Origin of the sequence: Polaromonas sp. (assembly GCF_029945895.1) — a bacterium.
Taxonomy (GTDB): Bacteria; Pseudomonadota; Gammaproteobacteria; order Burkholderiales; family Burkholderiaceae_C; genus Polaromonas.
On the sequence record NZ_JAQSDL010000080.1, the window covers coordinates 161648 to 181739 of the forward strand.

The following is a 20092-nucleotide window of genomic DNA, read 5'->3' on the forward strand; positions in this document are numbered from 1 at the left end:
TTTGAACCATTTCCAAGGAACCCTGATGACGCAACCCAAGCGCAGTACAGCCAGCGCCCCCAAGCTTTCCCCCGGGGCCACCGAAAAGCACAAACAGCTTCAGGCTTTTACTGCAGACGCCGCCAGTACACTGACGACCAACCAGGGTCTGCACATTCCAGACAACCACAATTCGCTCAAGGCTGGCGTCCGTGGTCCGACGCTGATGGAGGACTTCATCCTCCGCGAAAAAATCACCCACTTCGACCATGAGCGCATCCCGGAGCGCGTTGTCCATGCACGCGGCTCCGCAGCGCACGGTTTTTTCAAGCTCTACAAGCCGATGACGCAGTTCACCAGCGCTGGCTTTTTGCAGAATCCCGAGCTGGAAACCCCGGTGTTCGTGCGTTTCTCCACCGTCGCCGGTTCACGCGGGTCGGCCGACACGGTACGCGACGTGCGCGGTTTCGCCGTCAAGTTCTACACCGATGAAGGCAACTACGACCTGGTGGGCAACAACATCCCGGTCTTCTTCATTCAGGACGCCATCAAGTTTCCCGATCTGGTCCATGCCCTCAAGCCTGAACCGCACAACGAGATGCCGCAGGCCGCGAGCGCACACGACACCTTCTGGGACTTTGTCTCGCTGATGCCCGAGTCGACCCACATGCTCATGTGGGCGATGTCAGACCGCACCATTCCACGCAGCTACCGGATGATGGAAGGTTTTGGCGTGCACACCTTCCGTTTCATCAATGCGCACGGCGATTCGCATTTTGTGAAGTTTCACTGGAAACCCAAACTCGGCGTACACGGCCTGGCCTGGGACGAAGCCCAGAAGATCGCCGGAAAAGACGCGGACTACCACCGCCGGGACCTCTGGGAAGCCATCGACAAGGGCGACTTTCCGGAGTGGGAGCTCGGTGTGCAGATCATCGAGGAAGGCAAGGAAGACAAGCTCGGCTTTGATATCCTGGACCCGACCAAGCTGATTCCCGAATCAGTGGTGCCGGTGCAGCTCATCGGCAAGATGGTGCTCAATCGCAACCCGGACAATTTCTTCGCCGAAACCGAACAGGTGGCGTTTCACCCCGGCCATCTGGTGCCGGGCATTGACTTCAGCGACGACCCGCTGCTGCAGGGGCGCCTGTTTTCCTACACGGACACCCAGCTGTCGCGGCTGGGCGGGGCGAACTTTCACGAGATCCCGATCAACCGGGCGGTCTGCCCTTTCCACAACTTCCAGCGTGACGGCATGCACCGCCAGGGCATCAGCAAGGGTCGGGTTGCTTACGAACCCAACACCCTGGCGACGGGCGCGGAATTTCGCGTCGATGGCGGCGCCCAGGGCTTTCACACCCACCCCCAGGTGCTGGAATCCCCGAAAATCCGCCGGCGCAGTCCCTCGTTTGACGACCATTTCTCGCAAGCCACACTGTTCTGGAACAGCCAGAGCCCGGCAGAAAAAGACCACATCGTGGCAGCCTTCCGGTTTGAACTGTCCAAGGTCGAGGTGCCCGACATCCGCCAGCGTATGGTCGACAACCTGGCCCATGTGGATGCCAGGCTGGCCGCCCGGGTGGCGGCGCCGCTGGGCATCAACGCCCCCGATGCCAGGGCCGCAGCCGGACGGCTGGGCTTTCGCGAATACCGTATTGCGCAGAGCGTCGACGACGACGCGGCGCTGAGCATGTCCGGCCGGCCGGCCAGCGACAACATCCGCACACGCAAGGTTGCCATTCTGGTTGCCGACGGCGTGGACCTGCTGAGTTTCAAGCGCCTGCATCAGGAGCTGCTGGACGCCGGCGCCCAGTGCAAGGTGGTGGCGCCCCAGCTCGGCCATGTCACCACCTCCTCGGGCAAGCAGCTGCCTGCGGACCACACGTTTTCCAACACCTCGTCCATCATGTTTGATGCGGTGCTCATACCGGGCGGCACGGCCAGTACTGCCGCCCTCGCACTGCTGGGTGACGCGGTCCATTTCGTGCTTGAGGCTTACAAACATTGCAAGACTGTCTGCGCTCTCAACGAAGGCGCGCAGCTGCTTGGCACGCTGGGCTTTGCGCTGGACACCAGGGACGGCGCGCTGATGGAGCCCACCGCGGGCATTCTGCTGGGCGACTCGCGCAAGGCGGCCGACGGCCAGCTGTCACAGGCCCTGATAAGCGCCATGGCTCAACATCGCCATTGGGACCGCCTCAACGTCGACGCTGTCCCAGCCTGAAGCCCGCGAGGGTTCAGGCGGGACCGACTCAGGGCTTGAGCGTCAGTTCGTGGGTGAAACCGGCCGGGTTCATCTGCAGCGGGCGGTAGCCGACGTCGGCCCATGTGCGGCTCATGTCGCGGTAGCGGCTGGAAAAAAACAGGCCGCTCTGACCGGTCTGGTAAATGAACTGCGACTTTTCGGGGTCTGCCAGGTCGTAAACCGCGCGCAGCGAGGCGGCATGCCGGTTGGCGAACGGAATTTTTTCATCATTGGGCCAGTACTGGCCGACATTGACCGTGAACGAGTCCCCGCCGGTCGGCACACTGACATCAAACAGCCGCGCCAGCGCGGCCACGTTGCTGAAAGGCCGGTGCGCCGACAGCGCCGGGTGTGCCTCGCCCCACTTCCATTGCGCAGGCTGGCTGCCCCACTTGGCCTGCAGGGCCGTCAGGGCGCGGTCCAGCGCCGCCGTGGACTGGGCGGCACAGCCGGCAGGCCCGCACCAGGCCTTGTCGTCGCGCTCCACCATCTCTTCAATCGCGCTACGGAAATGGCGCTTGCCGTACATACTTTTGAGGCGCGCCTCGCCCAGCTTGCTGCCGATCACGCCGCGGGTCAGTTCATCGACCCAGACCGAAAAAATCAGCGGCGCCCCACTGTCAGCCCGCATCACACCATCGAAGCCCGCCAGCGCCGCCTGCGCTTGTGCGGCCAGCGGATGCTGCGACACGGTTTTCTGCAACAAGGGCAGCAAGCGCAAGGTAGCCGACGACAGCTGGTCGGACTGGATAGCCTGCATGGATGCGGCGTCATGCCGGGGCTGCGCAGCCAGCAGTTTTTCGATGCGGTCGAAGCGGTAAGGCACGACCCAGTCCTGCCCGAGGAAAAGGTCGGAACCCGCCGGCACCACGCTCTGGTTGGCATTGGCGAACCAGCCTTTTTTGCCGATCGTCGTCGCATCGGCCTGCGGCGTCTGCGCGTAGGGCAACCAGCCCGCCCAGTCATATCTGGCGTCCCAGCCCGGTGACGGCGCGATGCCGAGAATGTCGTTGTCGGCCTTGCGCAGCGGCACCTTGCCGATCGCCTGGTAGGCGACCTTGCCGGTCACGTCGGCCATCACCACGTTCTGCATCGGCGAGTGGTGGTCGGCGTACGCGGCGATCAACTCGTCCACTGATTGCGCCTGGTTGGCGCGCAAGGCCGCCACTGCGGTCAGGTTGTCGGTTTCCAGCGCGCTCCAGCGCAGTGCGATCACGTACCTGGCGGTGTCCAGCAACTCGGCATGGGTTTTCTGCGCATCGCTGAGCACCGGGCCGTGGCGGCTGATGCGCACCTTCAGGCTGACGTCGGGCTTTCCCTTGACCCGGATGGTTTCGCTGCGGGTGCTGAAGTCTGCCCATTGCACCGCGCCGCTGCCGGGTACCCGGTATTGCTGCGGGTTGGCGGGATTGATCTGCTCGAGGTAGAGGTCCTGCACATCGGGACCGGTGTTGGTAAAGCCCCAGGCCACCTTGGCCGTGCGGCCCAGCACCACAAAGGGCAGGCCTGGCAAAGTGGCGCCAATGACATCCAGCGCAGGGGTGGCCTTGCCGTCGGCCCCCTGGCCTGCGGGTGCCTGCAACCGGGCGAAGTACCAGATGGCAGGCGCCGACAGACCGAGGTGCGGGTCGTTGGCCAGCAGGGGTTTGCCGCTGACGGTGTGGCTGCCGGCCACCACCCAGTTATTCGATCCCTTGCCTTCCACGTTGCCGATGTTGGCGGCCCAGTCGTTGATGTCGAGCGCCAGCAGGTCTGGCTTTGCGGCCAGGGTTTGTATGCCGAAAAGGCCCACAGCCCTTTCCTGCACTGGCGCGACAGCTCCTGTCTTGATAGCATCTGGACGGAAAACCCCGAGCCCTGCATAAAGTTTGGCGAAATCGGTTCTGGAGGCCGGCGCCTCGCCCGGGTAAGGCGTGAACAGCTGCCACAACTCCTGGGTGCTGAGAACTTTGGCTGCAGACAGACGCGCAAATTCATTGCCCCAGTTGCCGCCCAGGTCCAGTGCCATCATCAGCGCCCAGCCCACGCTGTCCTGCGGCGTCCACGGCAGGCCGTTGCCACCGGGCTTGACGCCAAGAATGTGGAATTCCGGTGACAGCGCCTGGGCGCTGCCGGCATAAAACGCGTTGACGCCGTCGCTGTAGGCCTGCAGCGCCTGTTTTGCCTCGGCCGGCAGCACCTGCCACTGGCGCTGCGCCGCCTCCATGATGCCCAGCGTGCGCAGCAGCCTGTCGGTGTCCAGCGTGGCCTCGCCCAGCACCTCGGAGAGCTCGCCGTGCATGACCCGGCGGTTGAACTCGAGTTGCCAGCCGCGCTCCTGCGCATGCACGTAACCGAGCGCCATCCAGGCGTCGCGCGGGGTCTGGGCCTTGATGTGGGTGACGTCGGCGCCGTCGCGCGCCACGGTCACGGGCGCTGCCAGCGCGGGCAGCTTGAGTTCACCATCCAGTGCAGGCAGGGCCCGCGTGGCGTAAATGGCCAGTGCTGCCGCCAGCAGCGCGGCCAGTCCCAGCAATACCCAGAAAAACCGCTTGATCCAGACCATGATCGCCTCCTCCTTGTTGTTGTTGGTGGTGAATTTTCGCCGGACCGCCCCTGAAAAAATAGCCCCCGCAGGGGCAGGTGCCGGCAATCAGGCGGCTGCGACCGGCTTGAGCTGCAGCGACTTGATCTCCAGAAACTCCTCGAACCCGTACACCCCCGCTTCGCGGCCATTGCCTGACTGCTTGTACCCGCCAAAAGGGGCATTCGCGTTGAAGGGGCCACCGTTGATGTCGATCTGCCCGGTGCGGATGCGGCGCGCGACCTTGACCGCATGGTCGTCGCTGCCGCTCCAGACACCACCGCCCAGACCGTAGATGGTGTTGTTGGCAATCGCCACGGCTTCTTCTTCATCCTTGTACGGAATGACCACCAGCACCGGACCGAATATTTCTTCCTGGGCCAGGGTGTCGGTGGCTTTGATGCCGAGGATGGTGGGCTGCACGAAATAGCCTTTGTCAAAGGCGGGCGGCTGGGCACCACCCGCAATCACGTCGGCGCCCTCCTCGATACCGGTACGAATGAACCCCAGCACGCGGTCACGCTGGTTCGCGCTGACCAGCGGTCCGAGCTTGCTGGTCTCCTCCAGGCTGGGGCCGACGCTGAACTTGGCGATGGCGGTTTTCGCCAGTGCCTTGACCTCGTCATAACGGCTGGCCGGCACCAGCATGCGGGTGTGGGCCGAGCAGGTCTGACCGCTGTTGAGCATGCAGGCCGAGATCGTGCCCTTGACCGCCGCCTCCATGTCGGCATCTTCAAGAATGACGCTGGCCGACTTGCCGCCGAGTTCCAGCGCCACGCGTTTGACCGACTGGCTGGCGAGCTCACCGACACGTTTTCCGGCACGTGTGGACCCGGTGAAACTGACCATGTCGACCTCGGGGTGGGTCGCCAGCACTTCGCCCACCACCGGGCCCATGCCGTTGACGAGGTTGAACACGCCGGGCGGCAGACCGGCTTCGTGAATGATTTCAGCCAGGATCATGGCATTGACGGGCGCAATTTCGCTGGGCTTGAGCACCACGGTGCAGCCGGCGGCCAGCGCCGGCGCGATTTTCAGGGTGATCTGGCTGAGCGGGAAATTCCACGGCGTGATGCAGCCCACCACGCCGATCGGCTCGCGCACTACCAGCGAGTTGCCGATTTTCTTTTCCCATTCGAAATTTCGCGCGATTTTGGCAAAGTTGCCCCAGTGCCAGGTGGGCCCACCCACCTGAACTGCCCGCGCCATTTTCAGTGGCATGCCCACCTCGCGTGCAATGGTCTGTGCCATCTCATCGGTCCGGGCTTTCAGACCGGCCGCGATTTTTTCGAGGTAGGCCGCACGGTCTTCGACGGGCAAGGCAGACCAGGCGTCAAAAGCAGCGCGGGCGGCCAGCACGGCCCGTTCGGCTTCCAGCGCTGTGCCGGCCGGCACGGTTGCCATGACCTCCTCGGTGCTGGAGTCGTGCACCGGCAGGGTCTCTGCCGATTGCGCCTTGACCCACTGGCCGTTGATGTAGTGCGAAGGGTATGTAGTCATATCAAGCTCGGGAAAGAGAGGTTGTTGAAAGAAAACGGGGTGGTAAGTGGCAAATAAGTCACAAAGAAAATCATGGTAATTTTCAATGCATGGGCCGTGCGTGACGAATTAAAAAGTACTACTTTGGTATGCACTGCAAGAATCAACATGACATTTGCTTACTAACACGTTGATTTATTTGTTGTTTTACGTTAACCATGTCACGGGATAGATCTTGCATCTGTCACCGTGGAGGCTTAATCTACCAGACCGCACGGCTCCGCACCGGCCAACTATCGAAAGCACAAGCTCTATGCGCTGGATTAAACCTGACTTGAAAAGCAGTTTGCTGGGTCTGCTCCATGGTGGTGAAGTGACGCCTTCCAGCCTGGAAAAGCGGACCGAAAGCATTCGGCAATTGATGCTCAATGAACTCGGTGAGTTTGGCGAGAAACATTACCCGAAAATTGCGCTGCGGGTGCGTTATGCCCAGGACGCGCAAGGTCTCTGGTATGCCCGTGGTGACGTCATGGCCGTGCTGTCGGCCATGCAGGGCGAAACCATCGCCCGCCAGAAGGTCAGCGGCATCACCAAAATGTTTGACGGCCTGTTGCCCGGCAGTCTCGGCTCCCGGCGCAGTTCCCTGACCAGCTAAGCCGCCGATCACCAGTAGAGGCGCCACCCGCCCGTTCCAACCACCCGGCTGTCCGGTGCATTCCCCCTGCTCAATGGCTGTGACCCCAGAGCAGGAAAGCATCCCGGTCCTCCACAGCCAGCGTCACTTTCTCTCCCACCGGCAACACCACCTTGGTCGGCACATGACCAAACGGCAGCCCACTGAGCACGGGCGCCTTGAGCTGGCGCTGCAACCACGCCACCACCGTGGCCAGCTTGAACCCCTTGTCGTGCGGCACGAGCTTGTAGTTGGTGAACTGCCCCAGGACCACCGCCTTCTGCCGCGCCAGCACGCCAGCGTGCAGCAGCTGTGTCAACATGCGCTCCAGCCGGTACGGGTGTTCATGCACTTCCTCCAGAAACAGAATGCCACCCTTCACCTGAGGCAGGTAGGGGGTGCCCACGAGCGAACTCAGCACCGCAAGGTTGCCGCCCCATAACACTGCATTCTTCACGCCAAATTGGCCGTCAGCCCCCGCCTGCCAAGCGCCACCAGCTATTGATTTCGTAGCAATTTTCGGCAGCCGCCAGCCTGTGCCTTCGCCCTGCCCCGTGATCAGGTCGTCAAAGCAGGCTTCCATGATGTCGTCGGGCTGGCCTTCAGTTCCGAAGTCCTCGCCGAGTGCCGGACCCGCCCAGGTCACTGCCCCGGTTTTGGCCAGCAGCGCATTTTGCAGGGCCGTGAAATCGCTCAGGCCGACAAAACGCGTTCCCCGGGACACAGCCCTGTCCAGCGCCTTGTAATTGATATGCGGCAGCAGGCGTGTCAGTCCGTAGCCGCCCCGGGAGATCAGCGCCACATCGGCCCCGCTGGCGGCCGCCCGGGCGATCGCGGCCAGCCGGGTTTCGTCGTCGCCGGCGAAGCGCTGGTGGCTGCTCAGTGCGGCCTCGTCCAGCTCGACCTCATAACCCAGCGCGGTCAGGCGCCGCACGCCACGCTTGAAAGCAGCCTTGTCGCGCACGGCGCTGGAGGGGGAGTAGATATAGATATGTTTTTTCACGAGACGGAGTATCCCACTGCCCGGGTCAGTCGCTGCGCAGCCGCTCACCTGCCGCCCAGGCAATGGACGGCCTGGTGCGCAATGCTTTTCCCATGCTCCTGCACAAAATGCCCTGCCTGCGGCAACACCGTGGCCTCGGGGCAGCCGCGGATCATGGTCTGCAATTGCTGCATGACCGGCACGCCGAGCACCGGGTCCTGCGCACCGACGGCCATCAGGCTCCGGCCTTGCCAGCGATCGCGCCAGAAACTGCGTGCCTCGCGTGAAACAGCTGCACCGTCCGAGTCCTCGGCCTCCGGCACCAGGGCCGGAAAGGCGCGCAGGGCAGCGCGGTGGCCCCGGTCGGGGAAAGGTGCGTTGTAGGCGGCACATTCTTCGGCGCGCATCTGCGGGTTGCCACGGGCGAAAAGCCGTGCCACATCGAACTCCGGGTTCTTGGCGCACATCTCGCGCCAAGCCAGAAAACCGGGCGACAAAGGCACATCGCCGGTCGCCAGCGTGGTGTTCATGACCAGCAGCCCCCGGTAACGGTCAGGCGCGGCCATCGGCAGGGTCAGGCCCAGCAGGCCGCCCCAGTCCTGCACCACCAGCACGATGTTTTTCAGGTCCAGCCGTTCGACCAGCTCCAGCAGGGTCTGCCGATGTCCGGTGAAGCTGTGAAAGCTGTCCTTTTTGGGTTTGTCGCTTTTGCCGAAACCTATCAGATCGGGCGCCACCACCCGGTCCCCGGCCGCCAGGAACACCGGGATCATCTTGCGGTACAGATAGCTCCAGGCCGGATTGCCGTGCAGGCACAGCCAGGTGAGGCCATCCTGTGGCCCCTCGTCGAGGTAATGCATGCGCAGGCCGCCCAGGGATGGCAGGTCGCTGATGTACCGGGGCGCCCAGGGATAGTCCGGCAGACCGGCGAACGCGCTGTCGGGCGTGCGCAGTGCGTCATCGCGCAGGGGATGATTCAGTTTTGTCTCCTGGCGCTGTTCGCCGCGCCGCTGCCGGAAAAAATCCTGCAGCAGCACGCCGCATTCCGCGGCCTGCACGCCGCCCTCTACCCGCGTCTGGTGATTGAGCTGCGGGTTGGCGAACAGGTCGATGACGGACCCGGCCGCCCCGGTTTTCGGATCCGGCGCACCGAACACCACCCGCTTGAGCCGCGCATGCAGCATGGCGCCGGCGCACATGGCACAGGGCTCCAGCGTGACAAACAGTTCGCACTCATCGAGCCGGTAGTTGCCGCCGGCCTGGGCGGCAGACCGCAAGGCCTGCATTTCGGCATGGGCCGTCGGGTCATGCCCGCTGATGGGTTGATTGCAGCCAGTGGCGATCACCTGACCCTGCCGCACCAGCACCGCACCGACCGGCACCTCGCCCGCTTCGGCGGCTTGCCGGGCCTGCGCCAGCGCCAGTTGCATGTAGTCGGCGTCGCTCATGATTGCTTCTTTTTTAATAGCATCTTCCGCAAGTATCAATTGGGCCAGAGCCCGATTTGATACAAATCATTTGTCTTCCGGCATGGGCCGGGCCTGCTGCATCGCGCTCTCGATCGACTGGCGCACCTGGTTCTGGATCTGCTGACTTTGCTGCTGGGGTGTGGCGCCGGCCGCCGGCGCGGGCAAAGCCAGGCCAGCGTCTGCCGGTGCCACCTTCACAGGCGCCGGGGAGAGCTGCTTTTTCGCCAGCACACCGATGATGGCGACCACGACCAGCAGGCTCAGAACACCAAAGATGGCGCGCATGTCAGCTCTCCTCGCGCGGGGCGCCGGCCCCCATGCCCAGCCGGTCCATCCAGCCGGCCAGCGCCTGTTCGTCGGGCGTGCCAGCGCCGTACATGGCCTTCATGGCCGCGTGCGCCTCGGGCCGGTGCTGGTTGAGTTTGAGCTTGCACTGCAGGTCGGTCACCTCCAATTCGAAGGCCACAATGCCGGCCAGCATCTTGTGGGCAAACTCCTCGCCCAGGCCGCGCCATTGCTCGGCATAAGGCGGCTCGTGGTCCCCGATGAGTTTTTTCAGCAGGGCATCCTTGGCGACGGGGTTCTCGATCAGGGTGGCCTGCACGGTGCAATGCACCGCGAGGTAATTCCAGGTCGGCACGCGCGCCAGGTCGGGATAGACCTTGGGTGACAGGTAGGCATGGGGTCCGAGAAAGGTCGCCACCGCCTGCGGCCTGGCTTGCAGATAGCGCCAGTGCGGGTTGGGTTTGGCCACATGACCAAGCAGCACCAGCTGCTCGCCCCTGGCTTCCAGATGCAGCGGCAGGTGTGTCACGTAAGGCAGCCCCGCGTCGTCCACGCTGATCAGGCTGGCGAAGGGATGGTCGGTGATCAGTGCCTGGGCCTGCACACGGTCACCCTTGAACTGGGGTGGTAAATACATAGGCTGAAGTATCCGACAAAAAGCCGGACGCCCGAAACGGCAGGCGCGTTCGCGCTACGGTGCCACGGGCAACTCAGGCGTGCAAAGGCCAGCGCGCCAGGGGCACATGCAACGTCTGGCCAATCAGGCTGTGCACGAGAACAAACTCGTGCGCGGTCCAGGAAACCGGCGCCACGGCCTGCTCGGGAACGCTGCGGTCATCGTAGAGAAGCGTCACGTGGGGCGTGAAGCCCGGCTTGGCCCAGCGGCCGAGCACGGTTTTTTTCAGCGCTTCACCGAGGCTCTGCTGGAAAGCGGCCAGAGCCGCCAGGCCGCCCGCGCCGCGCAGGACAAAGGGCCGGTTGCGCGGCGTACTGGCGAAGCTGGCAGCGCGGTCGAAGGTGATGTCAAACGGAGCAGCCGCCACGCTTGCCGCCGCACCGCACGCTGCGGCGACGAGATCCTGGGGCAACCCGGCGTAATCACCCAGGTGATGCAGCGTGACATGGAAGCGCTCCGGTTTCAGCGGCTTGCCCAGCAGGGCCTGTTCCGCACGCAGTTGCTGCGCAAGCTGGGCAATGTGGGCTGCGCTAGCCGCGTCCGGGTAGATGGCGAAAAACAGCCTGTCCGTGGGTTGGGGTGCAGCCTCAAAGCCAGGCAGGAAAGACTGCTCAGACATGGTGCTGGCGGGATGCATACGCACGTGGCCGGTGTTGCGCCCTATTCCCACTCGATGGTGGCCGGGGGCTTGCTGCTGACGTCGTAGGTCACGCGGTTGATGCCGCGCACTTCGTTGATGATGCGGCTGGAGACCTTTTTAAGCAGCGCATAAGGCAGCTCGGCCCAGTCGGCGGTCATGAAGTCGCTGGTCTGCACCGCGCGCAGCGCCACCACGTAGTCGTAAGTGCGGCCGTCGCCCATGACACCCACGCTTTTGACCGGCAGGAACACCGCAAAGGCCTGGCTGGTCAGGTCGTACCAGCTCTTGCCGGTGGCATCGTCGGTGAAATTGCGCAGCTCTTCAATGAAGATGGCGTCGGCGCGGCGCAGCAAATCGGCGTATTCCTTTTTGACTTCGCCAAGAATCCGCACGCCCAGGCCCGGGCCCGGGAAGGGGTGGCGGTACACCATGTGAAAAGGCAGGCCCAGCGCCACGCCCAGCTCGCGCACTTCGTCCTTGAACAGCTCGCGCAGGGGCTCGAGCAGCTTCAGGCCGAGCTGCTCGGGCAGGCCGCCCACGTTGTGGTGGCTCTTGATCGTGATGGCCTTTTTGTTCTTGGAGCCGCCGCTCTCGATCACGTCCGGATAAATCGTGCCCTGGGCCAGCCAGGCCACATGGCGCGAGTGATCGTTCTTGAGCTTGCCAGCTTCCGCCTTGAACACTTCCACGAACTCGCGGCCGATGATCTTGCGCTTGGCTTCCGGGTCGCTGACGCCCTTGAGGTGGCCGAGGAACTGGTCGGCGGCATCGACGCGAATGACTTTCGCGTGCAGCTTGCCGACAAACATGTCCATCACCATGTCGCCCTCGTTCAGGCGCAGCAGGCCGTGGTCGACAAACACGCAGGTCAGCTGGTCGCCGATGGCGCGATGAATCAGCGCCGCCGCAACGGACGAATCGACGCCGCCGGACAGACCGAGAATCACTTCCTCGCTGCCGACCTGGGCGCGGATTTTCTCCACCGCCTCGCTGATGTAGTCACCCATGATCCAGTCGGCCCGGGTGCCGCAGATTTCAAGGACAAAACGCTCCAGGATGGCCGCGCCGCGCTTGGTGTGTGTGACTTCAGGGTGGAACTGCACGCCGTAAAACCGGCGTTCTTCGTCGGCCATGCCGGCGATCGGGCAGCTGTCGGTACTGGCCATCAGCTTGAAGCCGGGCGGCAACTCGGTGACCTTGTCGCCATGGCTCATCCACACATCCAGCATGCCGTGGCCTTCGGAGGTCGCGTAGTCCTGGATGCCTTCGAGCAGCCGGGTATGGCCATGCGCCCGCACATCGGCAGAGCCGAATTCACGCTTGTGCCCGCTTTGCACGACGCCGCCGAGCTGGTGCGCCATGGTCTGCATGCCGTAGCAGATGCCGAGCACGGGAACCCCTACATCGAACACCGCCTGCGGCGCCTTGTCGGTGCTGTCCTCGTAAACGCTGGCGTGGCTACCCGACAGGATGATGCCCTTGAGCTTGCCGTCCTGGGCGTAGTCGCGGACCCAGTCGCTGGTCACATCGCAGGGATGGACTTCGCAGAACACGTGGGCTTCACGGATGCGCCGTGCAATCAGCTGGGTGACCTGGGAGCCGAAATCGAGAATGAGGATTTTTTGGTGCTGCATGAGAGGCGTTTCAGGCAAAAAAAGAAAAGGCGTCCTTCACGGACGCCTCGGGCCATCGGGATGATCAGTCTGCCCGATAGTTCGGCGCTTCCTTGGTGATCTGTACATCGTGCACATGGCTTTCGCGAATGCCGGCCGTCGTGATCTCGACAAATTCGGCCCGGTTGCGCATGTCTTCAATGGTGGCGCAGCCGCAGTAACCCATGCTGGCGCGCAGGCCGCCGGCCATCTGGTAAATGATGGCGACCATGGAACCCTTGTAGGGCACACGGCCTTCGATGCCCTCGGGCACCAGCTTGTCGGCGTTCGGGTTGCCGGTGGTGGCTTCCTGGAAGTAGCGGTCGGCACTGCCCTGCTGCATCGCGCCAATGCTGCCCATACCGCGGTAGCTCTTGTAGCTGCGCCCCTGGAACAAGATCACTTCGCCGGGCGCTTCCTCGGTGCCGGCAAACATGCCGCCCATCATCACGGTGCCGGCGCCGGCGGCAATCGCCTTCGCGATGTCGCCGCTGTAGCGGATACCGCCGTCGGCAATCAGAGGTATGCCGGTGCCGCGCAGCGCCATGGCCACACTGTCAATCGCCATGATCTGCGGCACCCCCACACCCGCCACGATGCGGGTGGTGCAGATGGAGCCGGGACCAATGCCGACCTTGACCGCATCGGCGCCCGCTTCCACCAGGGCCAGCGCAGCAGCACCGGTGGCGATGTTGCCGCCGATCACATCAACCTGCGGATAGTTCTTCTTGACCCAGCGCACGCGTTCGATCACCCCATGGCTGTGGCCGTGGGCGGTGTCGACCACGATCGCATCCACGCCGGCCTTGACCAGCGCTTCGACACGTTCCTCGGTGCCTTCGCCGACACCAACAGCCGCGCCCACGCGCAGGCGGCCCGAGGCGTCGCGTGCGGCATTGGGGAAATTGGTCTGCTTGGTGATGTCCTTGACCGTGATCAGGCCCTTGAGCTCGAAGTCGTCATTGACCACCAGCAGGCGCTCAAGCTTGTATTTGTTGAGCAATGCCTTGGCCTCGGCGGCAGACGTGCCTTCCTTGACCGTGATCAGCTTCTCGCTCGGCGTCATGATCTGGTGCGCCTTGACGTCGTAGCGGGTCTCAAAGCGCAGGTCGCGGCTGGTCACGATACCCACCACCTTGCCGCCGTCGCAGACCGGAAAGCCCGAGATGCCGAGTTGTTCGGACAGCTCCAGTATCTGCAGCACGGTGTGTTCGGGCGTGATGACCACCGGGTCACGCACGACGCCAGACTCATAACGCTTGACCTTGGCCACATGGGCGGCCTGTTCCTTGGGCGTCAGGTTCTTGTGAACAATGCCGATTCCACCCTCCTGCGCAATGGCAATGGCCAGCCGGGCTTCGGTGACCGTGTCCATCGCAGCCGAAACCAGGGGCAGGTTCAGGCGGATGTTTCTTGAGAACTGGGTGGAAAGCGAGGTGTCCTTGGGCAGGACCTGGGAGAACGCTGGCACCAACAATACGTCGTCGAAGGTGAGCGCTTTGCCGAGTAGGCGCATAGGGATGGCTCCAAAAACACGATTGTACCCGCGCCGGTCGGTACAAACCCTAGCGCCGAAAGTCTTCCCTGCCGCGTTACAAAAAGGCCACGCCAGGCGGCGTCCATCCTCGCATGCAGGAGCGCAACCAGTACACTGATCCCATGGAACTGAAAATCACTCCCAAACACCTTGTTCTGCTGATTGCCGGCTGGACTTTTGCCCTGTCGGCCGCCGCCCAGTGGCAGTGGATTGGCAAGGACGGCCGCAAGGTGTTCAGTGACCGTCCGCCCCCCTCTGACATCCAGGACAAGGACATCCTCAAGCAGCCCGGCGGCCGGCGTGGCGCCAAGGCGTCAGTAACAGCCACCGAGCCTGCCGAGGGTGCCCCGCTGGCTGCAGTCGCGGGGACACCTGCGAAAGCAACTCCCCCGAAGATTTCCGGCAAGGATGCAGAATTGCAGGCCAAAAAGAAAAAACTGGAGGAAGAGGAGGCTGCCAAGAAAAAGACGGAAGAGGAAAAAGTGGCTAAAGCCAGAGCCGACAGCTGTGAAAGGGTCAAAAAGGGCTTGGCTTCCGTCAATTCGGGAGACAGGTTATCCACGCTCAACGCCAAGGGTGAGCGCGAGTTCATGGACGACAGCGGACGTGCCGCCGAAAGCAAGCGCCTGCAGGCGATCATGGACAGCGACTGCAAGTAGGTAGCGAGCCGGTCTCTTTCAGTACCCGGCCTTGGCCCCTGCCCTTTTTTTGGCAAACAGCCCCGATTTCTTCACGCCCTGCTTGCTGAAACGTTCGCGCCGCGCAATCTTCGGGTCCACCCGCAGCGGGCGGTAGATCTCCAGCCGGTCCTGCTGGTGCAATTCGTGGCGCAAAGTGGTTTTCCGGCCCCAGATACCGACCCCAAGCCGGCCTGCCGCCAGCTCCGGAAACTCGGCCAACAGGCCGCTGGCTGCAATGGCCTGCGCCACGGTGCTGCCGGTCGGAAGCGTCAAATGCCACTCGCGCACTTCCCGCGGTCCGGGCGAATACAGCAGCGAAATATCCAGCAGCACCATGACGTTCAGGCCGCGGCCTCGCCATAAACCTGGGTGGCCCTCTTGACAAAGGCATCCACCAGGCTGCCGGCGATCTTTTCAAACACCGGGCCCACCAGCGCTGCGAGCGCCGCGTTGTCGAAATCGTAGCGCAGGGTCAGATCAACCTTGCAGGCGCGTTGGCTGCCGTCACCCAGGGGTGTGAAGTCCCAATCGCCGTCCAGCTTTGAAAAAGGGCCGTCCACCAGCTTGAGAGAGACCTGGCGGTCAGGCACATGGGTGTTGCGGGTGGTGAAACTCTGGTGGATACCCGCAAACGCGATACCGACCTTGGCTGTCATGCCCTGCGCGTCTTCTTCCGCCACCTTGGCCTGGTCGCACCAGGGCAAGAACTGCGGATAGCTGGCGACATCGGTGACCAAGGCGAACATTTCGGCTGCGCTGTACCAGATCAAAACGGACTTGTGAACGGTTTTCATACAATCATGGGCTGCGCTCGATTGTATTAGCCGACGACGCCCTTACCTCTTACCCATGGCCACCAAAGAAGCATCCTCCAAAAAACCGGCCGCCGCGTCTTCCGGAAAATCCACTGGCAAGCCCGCGATCAACCTGACACCCAAGGCTGCTGCGGCCGCCATACGTATTGCCGACAACAAGAAGGCCACTTTCAACTACCACATTGAAGAACGCTTCGAAGCCGGCATGGTGCTTGAAGGCTGGGAGGTCAAGTCGCTGCGCGAGGGCAAGGTGCAGCTGACCGACGGCTACGTGGTGATCCGCAACGGCGAGCTGTTCCTGATCGGCTGCCAGATCAATCCGCTGGGGACCGCTTCCACCCACGTCCGCCCGGACTCGGTGCGCACCAAGAAGCTGCTGATGCACAAGGACGAGATCCGCCGACTGATCGGCAAGATCGAGCAGAAGGGCTTCACACTGGTACCGCTGAACCTCCACTGGAAGGCCGGCAAGGTCAAATGTGAGGTGGGACTGGCCAAGGGCAAGGGCGAACACGACAAGCGTGACACCATCAAGGACCGCGAAGGCAAGCGCGAGGTCGAACGCGCGATGAAGTCGCGCAGCCGCTGACGACCTGGCCCATCCGAAGCCTGTCATTGAGAAATATTTTCCAAGGCAGGGAATAAACTGGCCCCTGAGGGTGTTTATCCGGTGGCAGAGCTGTTCTGCCCAACCAACCTCACCTACCGGAGCTCACCATGAAATTCCTGACCATCGCCGTCCTCACCGCCGCCCTCCTCGGCGGCTGCGCCTCCATGACCAGCTCGCCCGCCAGAGTCGCCGATGGCATGCTGGTCGGCCCGAACGGCATGACGCTTTACACCTTTGACCGAGACGTCACCGGCAGCGGCAAGTCCGTCTGCAATGGCCCCTGCGCCACCAACTGGCCACCGCTGATGGCAGCCGAGACGGACAAGGCCTCGGGCGACTACACAATCATCACGCGCGACGACGGCAAGAAGCAGTGGGCCATGAAAGGCAAGCCGCTGTACTACTGGGTCAAGGACACCAAGGCCGGCGACAAGACCGGTGACGGCGTGCAGAACGTCTGGCACATCGTCAAGCCCTGAATTTGCAGGCCGGGTTGAACGCCATCCATGGATCGTTCCGAGTTGATTGCACAGATTCCCGGGCTGCGGCGCTACGCCCGCGCGCTGACCGGCGATGCCTGGGCCGCCGACGACCTGGTGCAGGACACACTGGAACGCGCCTGCAGCAAATGGCGTCTCTGGACGGCCGGGTCCGATCTGCGGGCCTGGCTGTTCACCCTGATGCACAACCTGTTCATGAACCAGCGGCGCAGTGCGGCGCGGCAACTGCAGGCGGGCCCTGCGCTTGACGTGGATGAACTGGCCAACACGCTGGCAGCACCCGATGGAAGGCAGGACCAGGCTCTGGACCTGCAGCGTTGCCTGCTCCGGCTGCCCGAAGACCAGCGTGCCGTGCTGCTGCTCGTCAGCCTGGAAGACATGAGTTACGAGCAGGTCGCCCGCGTGGTGGGCGTGCCGCTGGGCACCGTCATGTCGCGCCTGTCGCGGGCACGCACCCGCCTGCGTGAGCTGATGGACAAACCGGCGCAGTTTCAGGCGGCCACAGACAGCCCCGGGAACGTTTCGGCCTTGCGGCGACTCCCCTAACAAGCCCACACCATGGACGCTTCAAGAACACCTCCCCTGCCCCACGACGAGCTCAATGCGCTGGTCGATGGGCAACTGACAGCCGGACAGCGGGCAGCCGCCATGGCACGCGTTGCGGACGATCCCCTGGTGGGTGAAACCTTGAAAGCCTGGCAGGACCAGCGTGAGGCGCTGCGCGGCCTGCACCAGAAGCTGCTGGACGAGCCCATTCCCGAAACCTTGCTGGCGACCGTGCAACGCAGCACCCGCGAGCGGCAGGCGCTGGACCCGTGGTGGCGCTGGGGCGGCATGGCCGCTGGCGTGCTGCTGGCCTTTGCCGTCGGCTGGACGGCGCACGGTCAGCTCGGTAGCAAGGCCTCTTATGCCGCAGGCCATGCAGCACGCGCCAGCCAGGCTTTTGCGCACCAGGCCACGCTGGCCCATGCGGTGTTTGCGCCGGAAGTGCGGCACCCGGTGGAAGTCGGCGCGGCCCAGCAGGACCACCTGGTGCAATGGCTGTCCAGACGCCTGGGTAAACCGGTCAAGGTGCCCCTGCTGTCCAGCCAGGGCTATGAGCTGGTGGGTGGCAGGTTGTTACCCGGAGATGACGGTGCCCGCGCGCAGTTCATGTTCCAGAACGCTGCGGGCGTGCGCGTGACCCTGTACCTGGGGGCGCTTGAGGGCAGCCCTGCGGCAGGCAAGCCGGTCAGCGCGGAGACCGCTTTCCGTTACAGCAGCGACGGCCCAGTGCCGGCGTTTTACTGGACCGACCAGGGCTTTGGATATGCCATGAGCGGCCCGGTCGCGCGTGAGGAACTGATGCGGCTGGCCGAGCTGGTCTACCAGCAGCTTTAGGGCTGCTTCACTGGAGGTCGCGCAGGGGATGCGCTTCGGCCGCCCAGGGACTGGCGAAAAACGCCTGCACCATCTGCGGCTTGACATCTTCAATGTGGGCCGGGTTCCACTTCGGCGTGTAGTCCTTGTCAACCGCCAGCGCACGTATACCCTCGACCGTCTCGCTGGCCGCGCCGGGGCGGAGGTGGAAGCAGTGGTGCACCATGTCGCGCTCCATGCGCAAATCGTCCGCCAGGCTCATGCTGCGGGCGCGGCGAATCTGCTCCAGGGTCACATGCAGCATCAACGGTGAACGTTTGCGCAGCACGACAGCGGTCTTTTGCGCCCAGTCGTCGTCCTTCGCGGCTTCCAGGGCGTCGACGATGTGTTTCACCCGGGCCAGCGAAAAACAAGCATCAAATCTGCTCTCAGCCCTTTCAGGACGGGCGCCACCAGCTACAAAATTGGTAGCAATCCATTGCTCGGCCGCGGAAACATCGGAAAAGGCCTGATCCCCCAGCTGCTGCCACAGACCCGGCAGACTGGCAGCGGGCCGCTCGATGTCGGCCAGGCCGTAAGCGAGCGCCTCGCCCGCACCAATCACCACCCCGGTCAACGCCAGGTACTCCCCCACACTGCCCGGACAGCGGCTCAGGAAGTAGCCACCGCCGACATCGGGAAACAGCCCGATGTTGGTTTCCGGCATGGCCATCTTGGTGTGTTCGGTCACGATACGGACCCTGGCACCGACACTGATTCCCATGCCGCCGCCCATCACCACACCGTCCATGAAGGCAATGTAGGGCTTGGGATAGTTGTGGATCAGGTGGTTGAGGCGGTATTCCTCGGTGAAAAAAGCGTCCAGGTCCGAATCACCGGCCAGCGCGGCCTGGTGAAAAAAGCGGATGTCGCCGCCGGCGCAAAATCCGCCGAACAGGCTCTCCGGCGTGCCGGGTCGCCCCGCCTTGTTGGTCCCGCGAATGGCCACAGCCACCACGGCCGCATCACCCTGCCATGCTGTCAGCGCCGCCGTCAGGTCGCGCACCATGGACAGCGAGAGCGCATTGAGCGCCTTGGGCCGGTTCAACGTGATGAAGCCGACACCCCCGCGCACCTCGGTCAGGATGTCGCTGTGGGTCGGTGTATGTGTTGTTGTCTGGTTCATGCTCTCTGTCTCCATCCCATCAATTCATTGGCAACCAGCGCCCCGATAACCAGCAGGCCGCCGGTCAGCACGCTGGCAGCAGGCACCTCGCCCGCGCCGGCCCAGGCCAGCAGAATGCCGAAAATGATCTCCAGCAGCGCCAGCAAGGCCATCTCGGGCGCTTTCAGCACCCGGGCACAGACCACCGACAGCACGCAGGGGATCGCCAGCTGAACCAGGCCCAGCAGGGCCAGCAGGCCGATGTCGTGCGGCGTCGCCACAAACGGAAACGCCAGCGGCAGCGTCAGCAGCGAAGAAATCGCAGCGCCCACCAGCACGGCCGGCACCAGGTCGATTTTCTCGCCATGCGCCTGGCTGCGCTGCACCACGGTCCAGTTCACGGCCGCGGCCATGGGCACCAGCAAGGCGACCAGTGTGCCGGTGAACTGCGCGATACCGCCGCCCATGGTGAGCTGGCTGCCGTACATCCAGGCAATGCCCACGCCCGCCACGGCAATCGCGAGCCAGGTGCGCGGCGCGATCCGGTGGCCAATGAACATCCTGGCGATCAGCGCGGTCAGGAAAGGCCCGAGCGCCATGGTGACCAGCACATTGGCCACACTGGTCATGGTCAGCGCCAGCATGAAGGCGGTGAACATGATGCTCCAGCAAACCCCCGAGAGCCACAGGAAGCGGCCCGCATGGCGGATTCTGGAGAACACCGCACGCCCCTGAAACAGCGGCAGGAGGACCAGCAGCGACAGCAGCGTGAAAAAACTGCGCCAGAAGGTCACTTCGAAACTG

Annotated in this window: 20 protein-coding genes; 7 read left to right on the forward strand and 13 right to left on the reverse strand. The window is 63.6% G+C overall.

Going from position 1 to position 20092, the window contains the following annotated elements; genetic code table 11:
* Positions 1-25 precede the first annotated feature (25 nt).
* Positions 26-2203, forward strand: a complete 2178-nt coding sequence (locus PSV33_RS10305) for a catalase (RefSeq protein WP_300561262.1) — start codon at positions 26-28, stop codon at positions 2201-2203.
* A gap of 28 nt (positions 2204-2231) precedes the next feature.
* Here PSV33_RS10305 and PSV33_RS10310 read toward each other — a convergent pair whose 3' ends face one another.
* Together PSV33_RS10310 and PSV33_RS10315 are read right to left on the reverse strand one after the other, a co-directional pair.
* Positions 2232-4769 (reverse strand): penicillin acylase family protein, encoded by a 2538-nt coding sequence (locus tag PSV33_RS10310; protein WP_300561264.1) that lies wholly within the window; start codon positions 4767-4769, stop codon positions 2232-2234.
* An 87-nt stretch (positions 4770-4856) separates the two neighbouring features.
* Positions 4857-6287, reverse strand: coding sequence for an aldehyde dehydrogenase family protein (locus PSV33_RS10315; protein ID WP_300561267.1), 1431 nt, complete (start codon positions 6285-6287; stop codon positions 4857-4859).
* A 313-nt stretch (positions 6288-6600) separates the two neighbouring features.
* On the opposite strand from PSV33_RS10315, the gene PSV33_RS10320 reads away from it, so the two are divergent.
* Complete coding sequence (locus PSV33_RS10320; protein WP_300561269.1) at positions 6601-6921, forward strand: hypothetical protein; 321 nt, start codon at positions 6601-6603, stop codon at positions 6919-6921.
* Between the two features lie 70 nt (positions 6922-6991).
* Here the strand turns inward: PSV33_RS10320 and PSV33_RS10325 are convergent, their stop codons facing one another.
* From PSV33_RS10325 to guaB, 7 genes are all read right to left on the reverse strand, one after another.
* On the reverse strand, positions 6992-7942 hold the full coding sequence (locus tag PSV33_RS10325) for an LD-carboxypeptidase (protein ID WP_300561271.1): 951 nt from the start codon (positions 7940-7942) through the stop codon (positions 6992-6994).
* 44 nt (positions 7943-7986) lie between these two features.
* On the reverse strand, positions 7987-9369 hold the full coding sequence (gene tadA / locus PSV33_RS10330; protein WP_300561273.1) for a tRNA adenosine(34) deaminase TadA: 1383 nt from the start codon (positions 9367-9369) through the stop codon (positions 7987-7989).
* Positions 9370-9435: 66 nt separating this feature from the next.
* Complete coding sequence (locus tag PSV33_RS10335) at positions 9436-9675, reverse strand: hypothetical protein (RefSeq protein ID WP_300561275.1); 240 nt, start codon at positions 9673-9675, stop codon at positions 9436-9438.
* Position 9676: 1 nt separating this feature from the next.
* On the reverse strand, positions 9677-10312 hold the full coding sequence (locus PSV33_RS10340) for an FMN-binding negative transcriptional regulator (RefSeq protein ID WP_300561276.1): 636 nt from the start codon (positions 10310-10312) through the stop codon (positions 9677-9679).
* Positions 10313-10385: 73 nt separating this feature from the next.
* The gene (gene thpR, locus PSV33_RS10345; RefSeq protein WP_300561278.1) at positions 10386-10970 is read right to left on the reverse strand and encodes an RNA 2',3'-cyclic phosphodiesterase; all 585 of its coding nucleotides are present in this window, start codon (positions 10968-10970) and stop codon (positions 10386-10388) included.
* Positions 10971-11011: 41 nt separating this feature from the next.
* Positions 11012-12625: a glutamine-hydrolyzing GMP synthase gene (gene guaA / locus PSV33_RS10350; protein ID WP_300561280.1), complete on the reverse strand. Its 1614-nt coding sequence runs from the start codon at positions 12623-12625 to the stop codon at positions 11012-11014.
* A gap of 64 nt (positions 12626-12689) precedes the next feature.
* Positions 12690-14159 carry an IMP dehydrogenase gene (gene guaB / locus PSV33_RS10355; RefSeq protein ID WP_300561283.1) on the reverse strand — a complete coding sequence of 490 codons (1470 nt, stop codon included), beginning with the start codon at positions 14157-14159 and terminating at the stop codon, positions 12690-12692.
* 143 nt (positions 14160-14302) lie between these two features.
* Here guaB and PSV33_RS10360 point away from each other — a divergent pair, with 143 nt between their 5' ends.
* Entirely contained in the window at positions 14303-14839 is a 537-nt protein-coding gene (locus PSV33_RS10360) for a DUF4124 domain-containing protein (protein ID WP_300561286.1), read from the forward strand.
* Positions 14840-14857: 18 nt separating this feature from the next.
* Here the strand turns inward: PSV33_RS10360 and PSV33_RS10365 are convergent, their stop codons facing one another.
* Positions 14858-15196: an RnfH family protein gene (locus PSV33_RS10365; protein ID WP_300561289.1), complete on the reverse strand. Its 339-nt coding sequence runs from the start codon at positions 15194-15196 to the stop codon at positions 14858-14860.
* A 5-nt stretch (positions 15197-15201) separates the two neighbouring features.
* Positions 15202-15654 carry a type II toxin-antitoxin system RatA family toxin gene (locus PSV33_RS10370; protein WP_300561291.1) on the reverse strand — a complete coding sequence of 151 codons (453 nt, stop codon included), beginning with the start codon at positions 15652-15654 and terminating at the stop codon, positions 15202-15204.
* Between the two features lie 55 nt (positions 15655-15709).
* Between PSV33_RS10370 and smpB the strand changes: the two genes are divergently transcribed.
* From smpB to PSV33_RS10390, 4 genes are all read left to right on the forward strand, one after another.
* A complete protein-coding gene (smpB, locus tag PSV33_RS10375) occupies positions 15710-16264 on the forward strand; it encodes an SsrA-binding protein SmpB (RefSeq protein WP_300561293.1) in 555 nt (184 codons plus the stop codon).
* A 128-nt stretch (positions 16265-16392) separates the two neighbouring features.
* The gene (locus tag PSV33_RS10380) at positions 16393-16764 is read left to right on the forward strand and encodes a hypothetical protein (protein WP_300561296.1); all 372 of its coding nucleotides are present in this window, start codon (positions 16393-16395) and stop codon (positions 16762-16764) included.
* Between the two features lie 27 nt (positions 16765-16791).
* The gene (locus PSV33_RS10385) at positions 16792-17331 is read left to right on the forward strand and encodes a sigma-70 family RNA polymerase sigma factor (protein WP_300561299.1); all 540 of its coding nucleotides are present in this window, start codon (positions 16792-16794) and stop codon (positions 17329-17331) included.
* Positions 17332-17343: 12 nt separating this feature from the next.
* Positions 17344-18165 (forward strand): anti-sigma factor, encoded by an 822-nt coding sequence (locus tag PSV33_RS10390; protein ID WP_300561303.1) that lies wholly within the window; start codon positions 17344-17346, stop codon positions 18163-18165.
* A 7-nt stretch (positions 18166-18172) separates the two neighbouring features.
* On the opposite strand, the gene PSV33_RS10395 is transcribed toward PSV33_RS10390, so the two are convergent.
* Positions 18173-19309 carry an enoyl-CoA hydratase/isomerase family protein gene (locus PSV33_RS10395; protein WP_300561305.1) on the reverse strand — a complete coding sequence of 379 codons (1137 nt, stop codon included), beginning with the start codon at positions 19307-19309 and terminating at the stop codon, positions 18173-18175.
* Positions 19306-20092, reverse strand: a 787-nt coding sequence (locus PSV33_RS10400) for a DMT family transporter (protein ID WP_300561307.1), incomplete at its 5' end; no start/stop codon positions are given. The genes PSV33_RS10395 and PSV33_RS10400, both read right to left, overlap by 4 nt.

What these genes read in the sequence shown, in the direction of transcription:
- PSV33_RS10340 (WP_300561276.1), bottom strand. Translation starts at nt 10,312, where the DNA reads ATGTATTTACCACCCCAGTTCAAGGGTGACCGTGTGCAGGCCCAGGCA.
- PSV33_RS10370 (WP_300561291.1), bottom strand. Translation starts at nt 15,654, where the DNA reads ATGAAAACCGTTCACAAGTCCGTTTTGATCTGGTACAGCGCAGCCGAA.
- PSV33_RS10365 (WP_300561289.1), bottom strand. Translation starts at nt 15,196, where the DNA reads ATGGTGCTGCTGGATATTTCGCTGCTGTATTCGCCCGGACCGCGGGAA.
- PSV33_RS10335 (WP_300561275.1), bottom strand. Translation starts at nt 9,675, where the DNA reads ATGCGCGCCATCTTTGGTGTTCTGAGCCTGCTGGTCGTGGTCGCCATC.
- guaA (WP_300561280.1), bottom strand. Translation starts at nt 12,625, where the DNA reads ATGCAGCACCAAAAAATCCTCATTCTCGATTTCGGCTCCCAGGTCACC.
- PSV33_RS10315 (WP_300561267.1), bottom strand. Translation starts at nt 6,287, where the DNA reads ATGACTACATACCCTTCGCACTACATCAACGGCCAGTGGGTCAAGGCG.
- thpR (WP_300561278.1), bottom strand. Translation starts at nt 10,970, where the DNA reads ATGTCTGAGCAGTCTTTCCTGCCTGGCTTTGAGGCTGCACCCCAACCC.
- guaB (WP_300561283.1), bottom strand. Translation starts at nt 14,159, where the DNA reads ATGCGCCTACTCGGCAAAGCGCTCACCTTCGACGACGTATTGTTGGTG.
- PSV33_RS10385 (WP_300561299.1), top strand. Translation starts at nt 16,792, where the DNA reads ATGGATCGTTCCGAGTTGATTGCACAGATTCCCGGGCTGCGGCGCTAC.
- PSV33_RS10380 (WP_300561296.1), top strand. Translation starts at nt 16,393, where the DNA reads ATGAAATTCCTGACCATCGCCGTCCTCACCGCCGCCCTCCTCGGCGGC.
- smpB (WP_300561293.1), top strand. Translation starts at nt 15,710, where the DNA reads ATGGCCACCAAAGAAGCATCCTCCAAAAAACCGGCCGCCGCGTCTTCC.
- PSV33_RS10360 (WP_300561286.1), top strand. Translation starts at nt 14,303, where the DNA reads ATGGAACTGAAAATCACTCCCAAACACCTTGTTCTGCTGATTGCCGGC.
- PSV33_RS10305 (WP_300561262.1), top strand. Translation starts at nt 26, where the DNA reads ATGACGCAACCCAAGCGCAGTACAGCCAGCGCCCCCAAGCTTTCCCCC.
- PSV33_RS10390 (WP_300561303.1), top strand. Translation starts at nt 17,344, where the DNA reads ATGGACGCTTCAAGAACACCTCCCCTGCCCCACGACGAGCTCAATGCG.
- tadA (WP_300561273.1), bottom strand. Translation starts at nt 9,369, where the DNA reads ATGAGCGACGCCGACTACATGCAACTGGCGCTGGCGCAGGCCCGGCAA.
- PSV33_RS10395 (WP_300561305.1), bottom strand. Translation starts at nt 19,309, where the DNA reads ATGAACCAGACAACAACACATACACCGACCCACAGCGACATCCTGACC.
- PSV33_RS10310 (WP_300561264.1), bottom strand. Translation starts at nt 4,769, where the DNA reads ATGGTCTGGATCAAGCGGTTTTTCTGGGTATTGCTGGGACTGGCCGCG.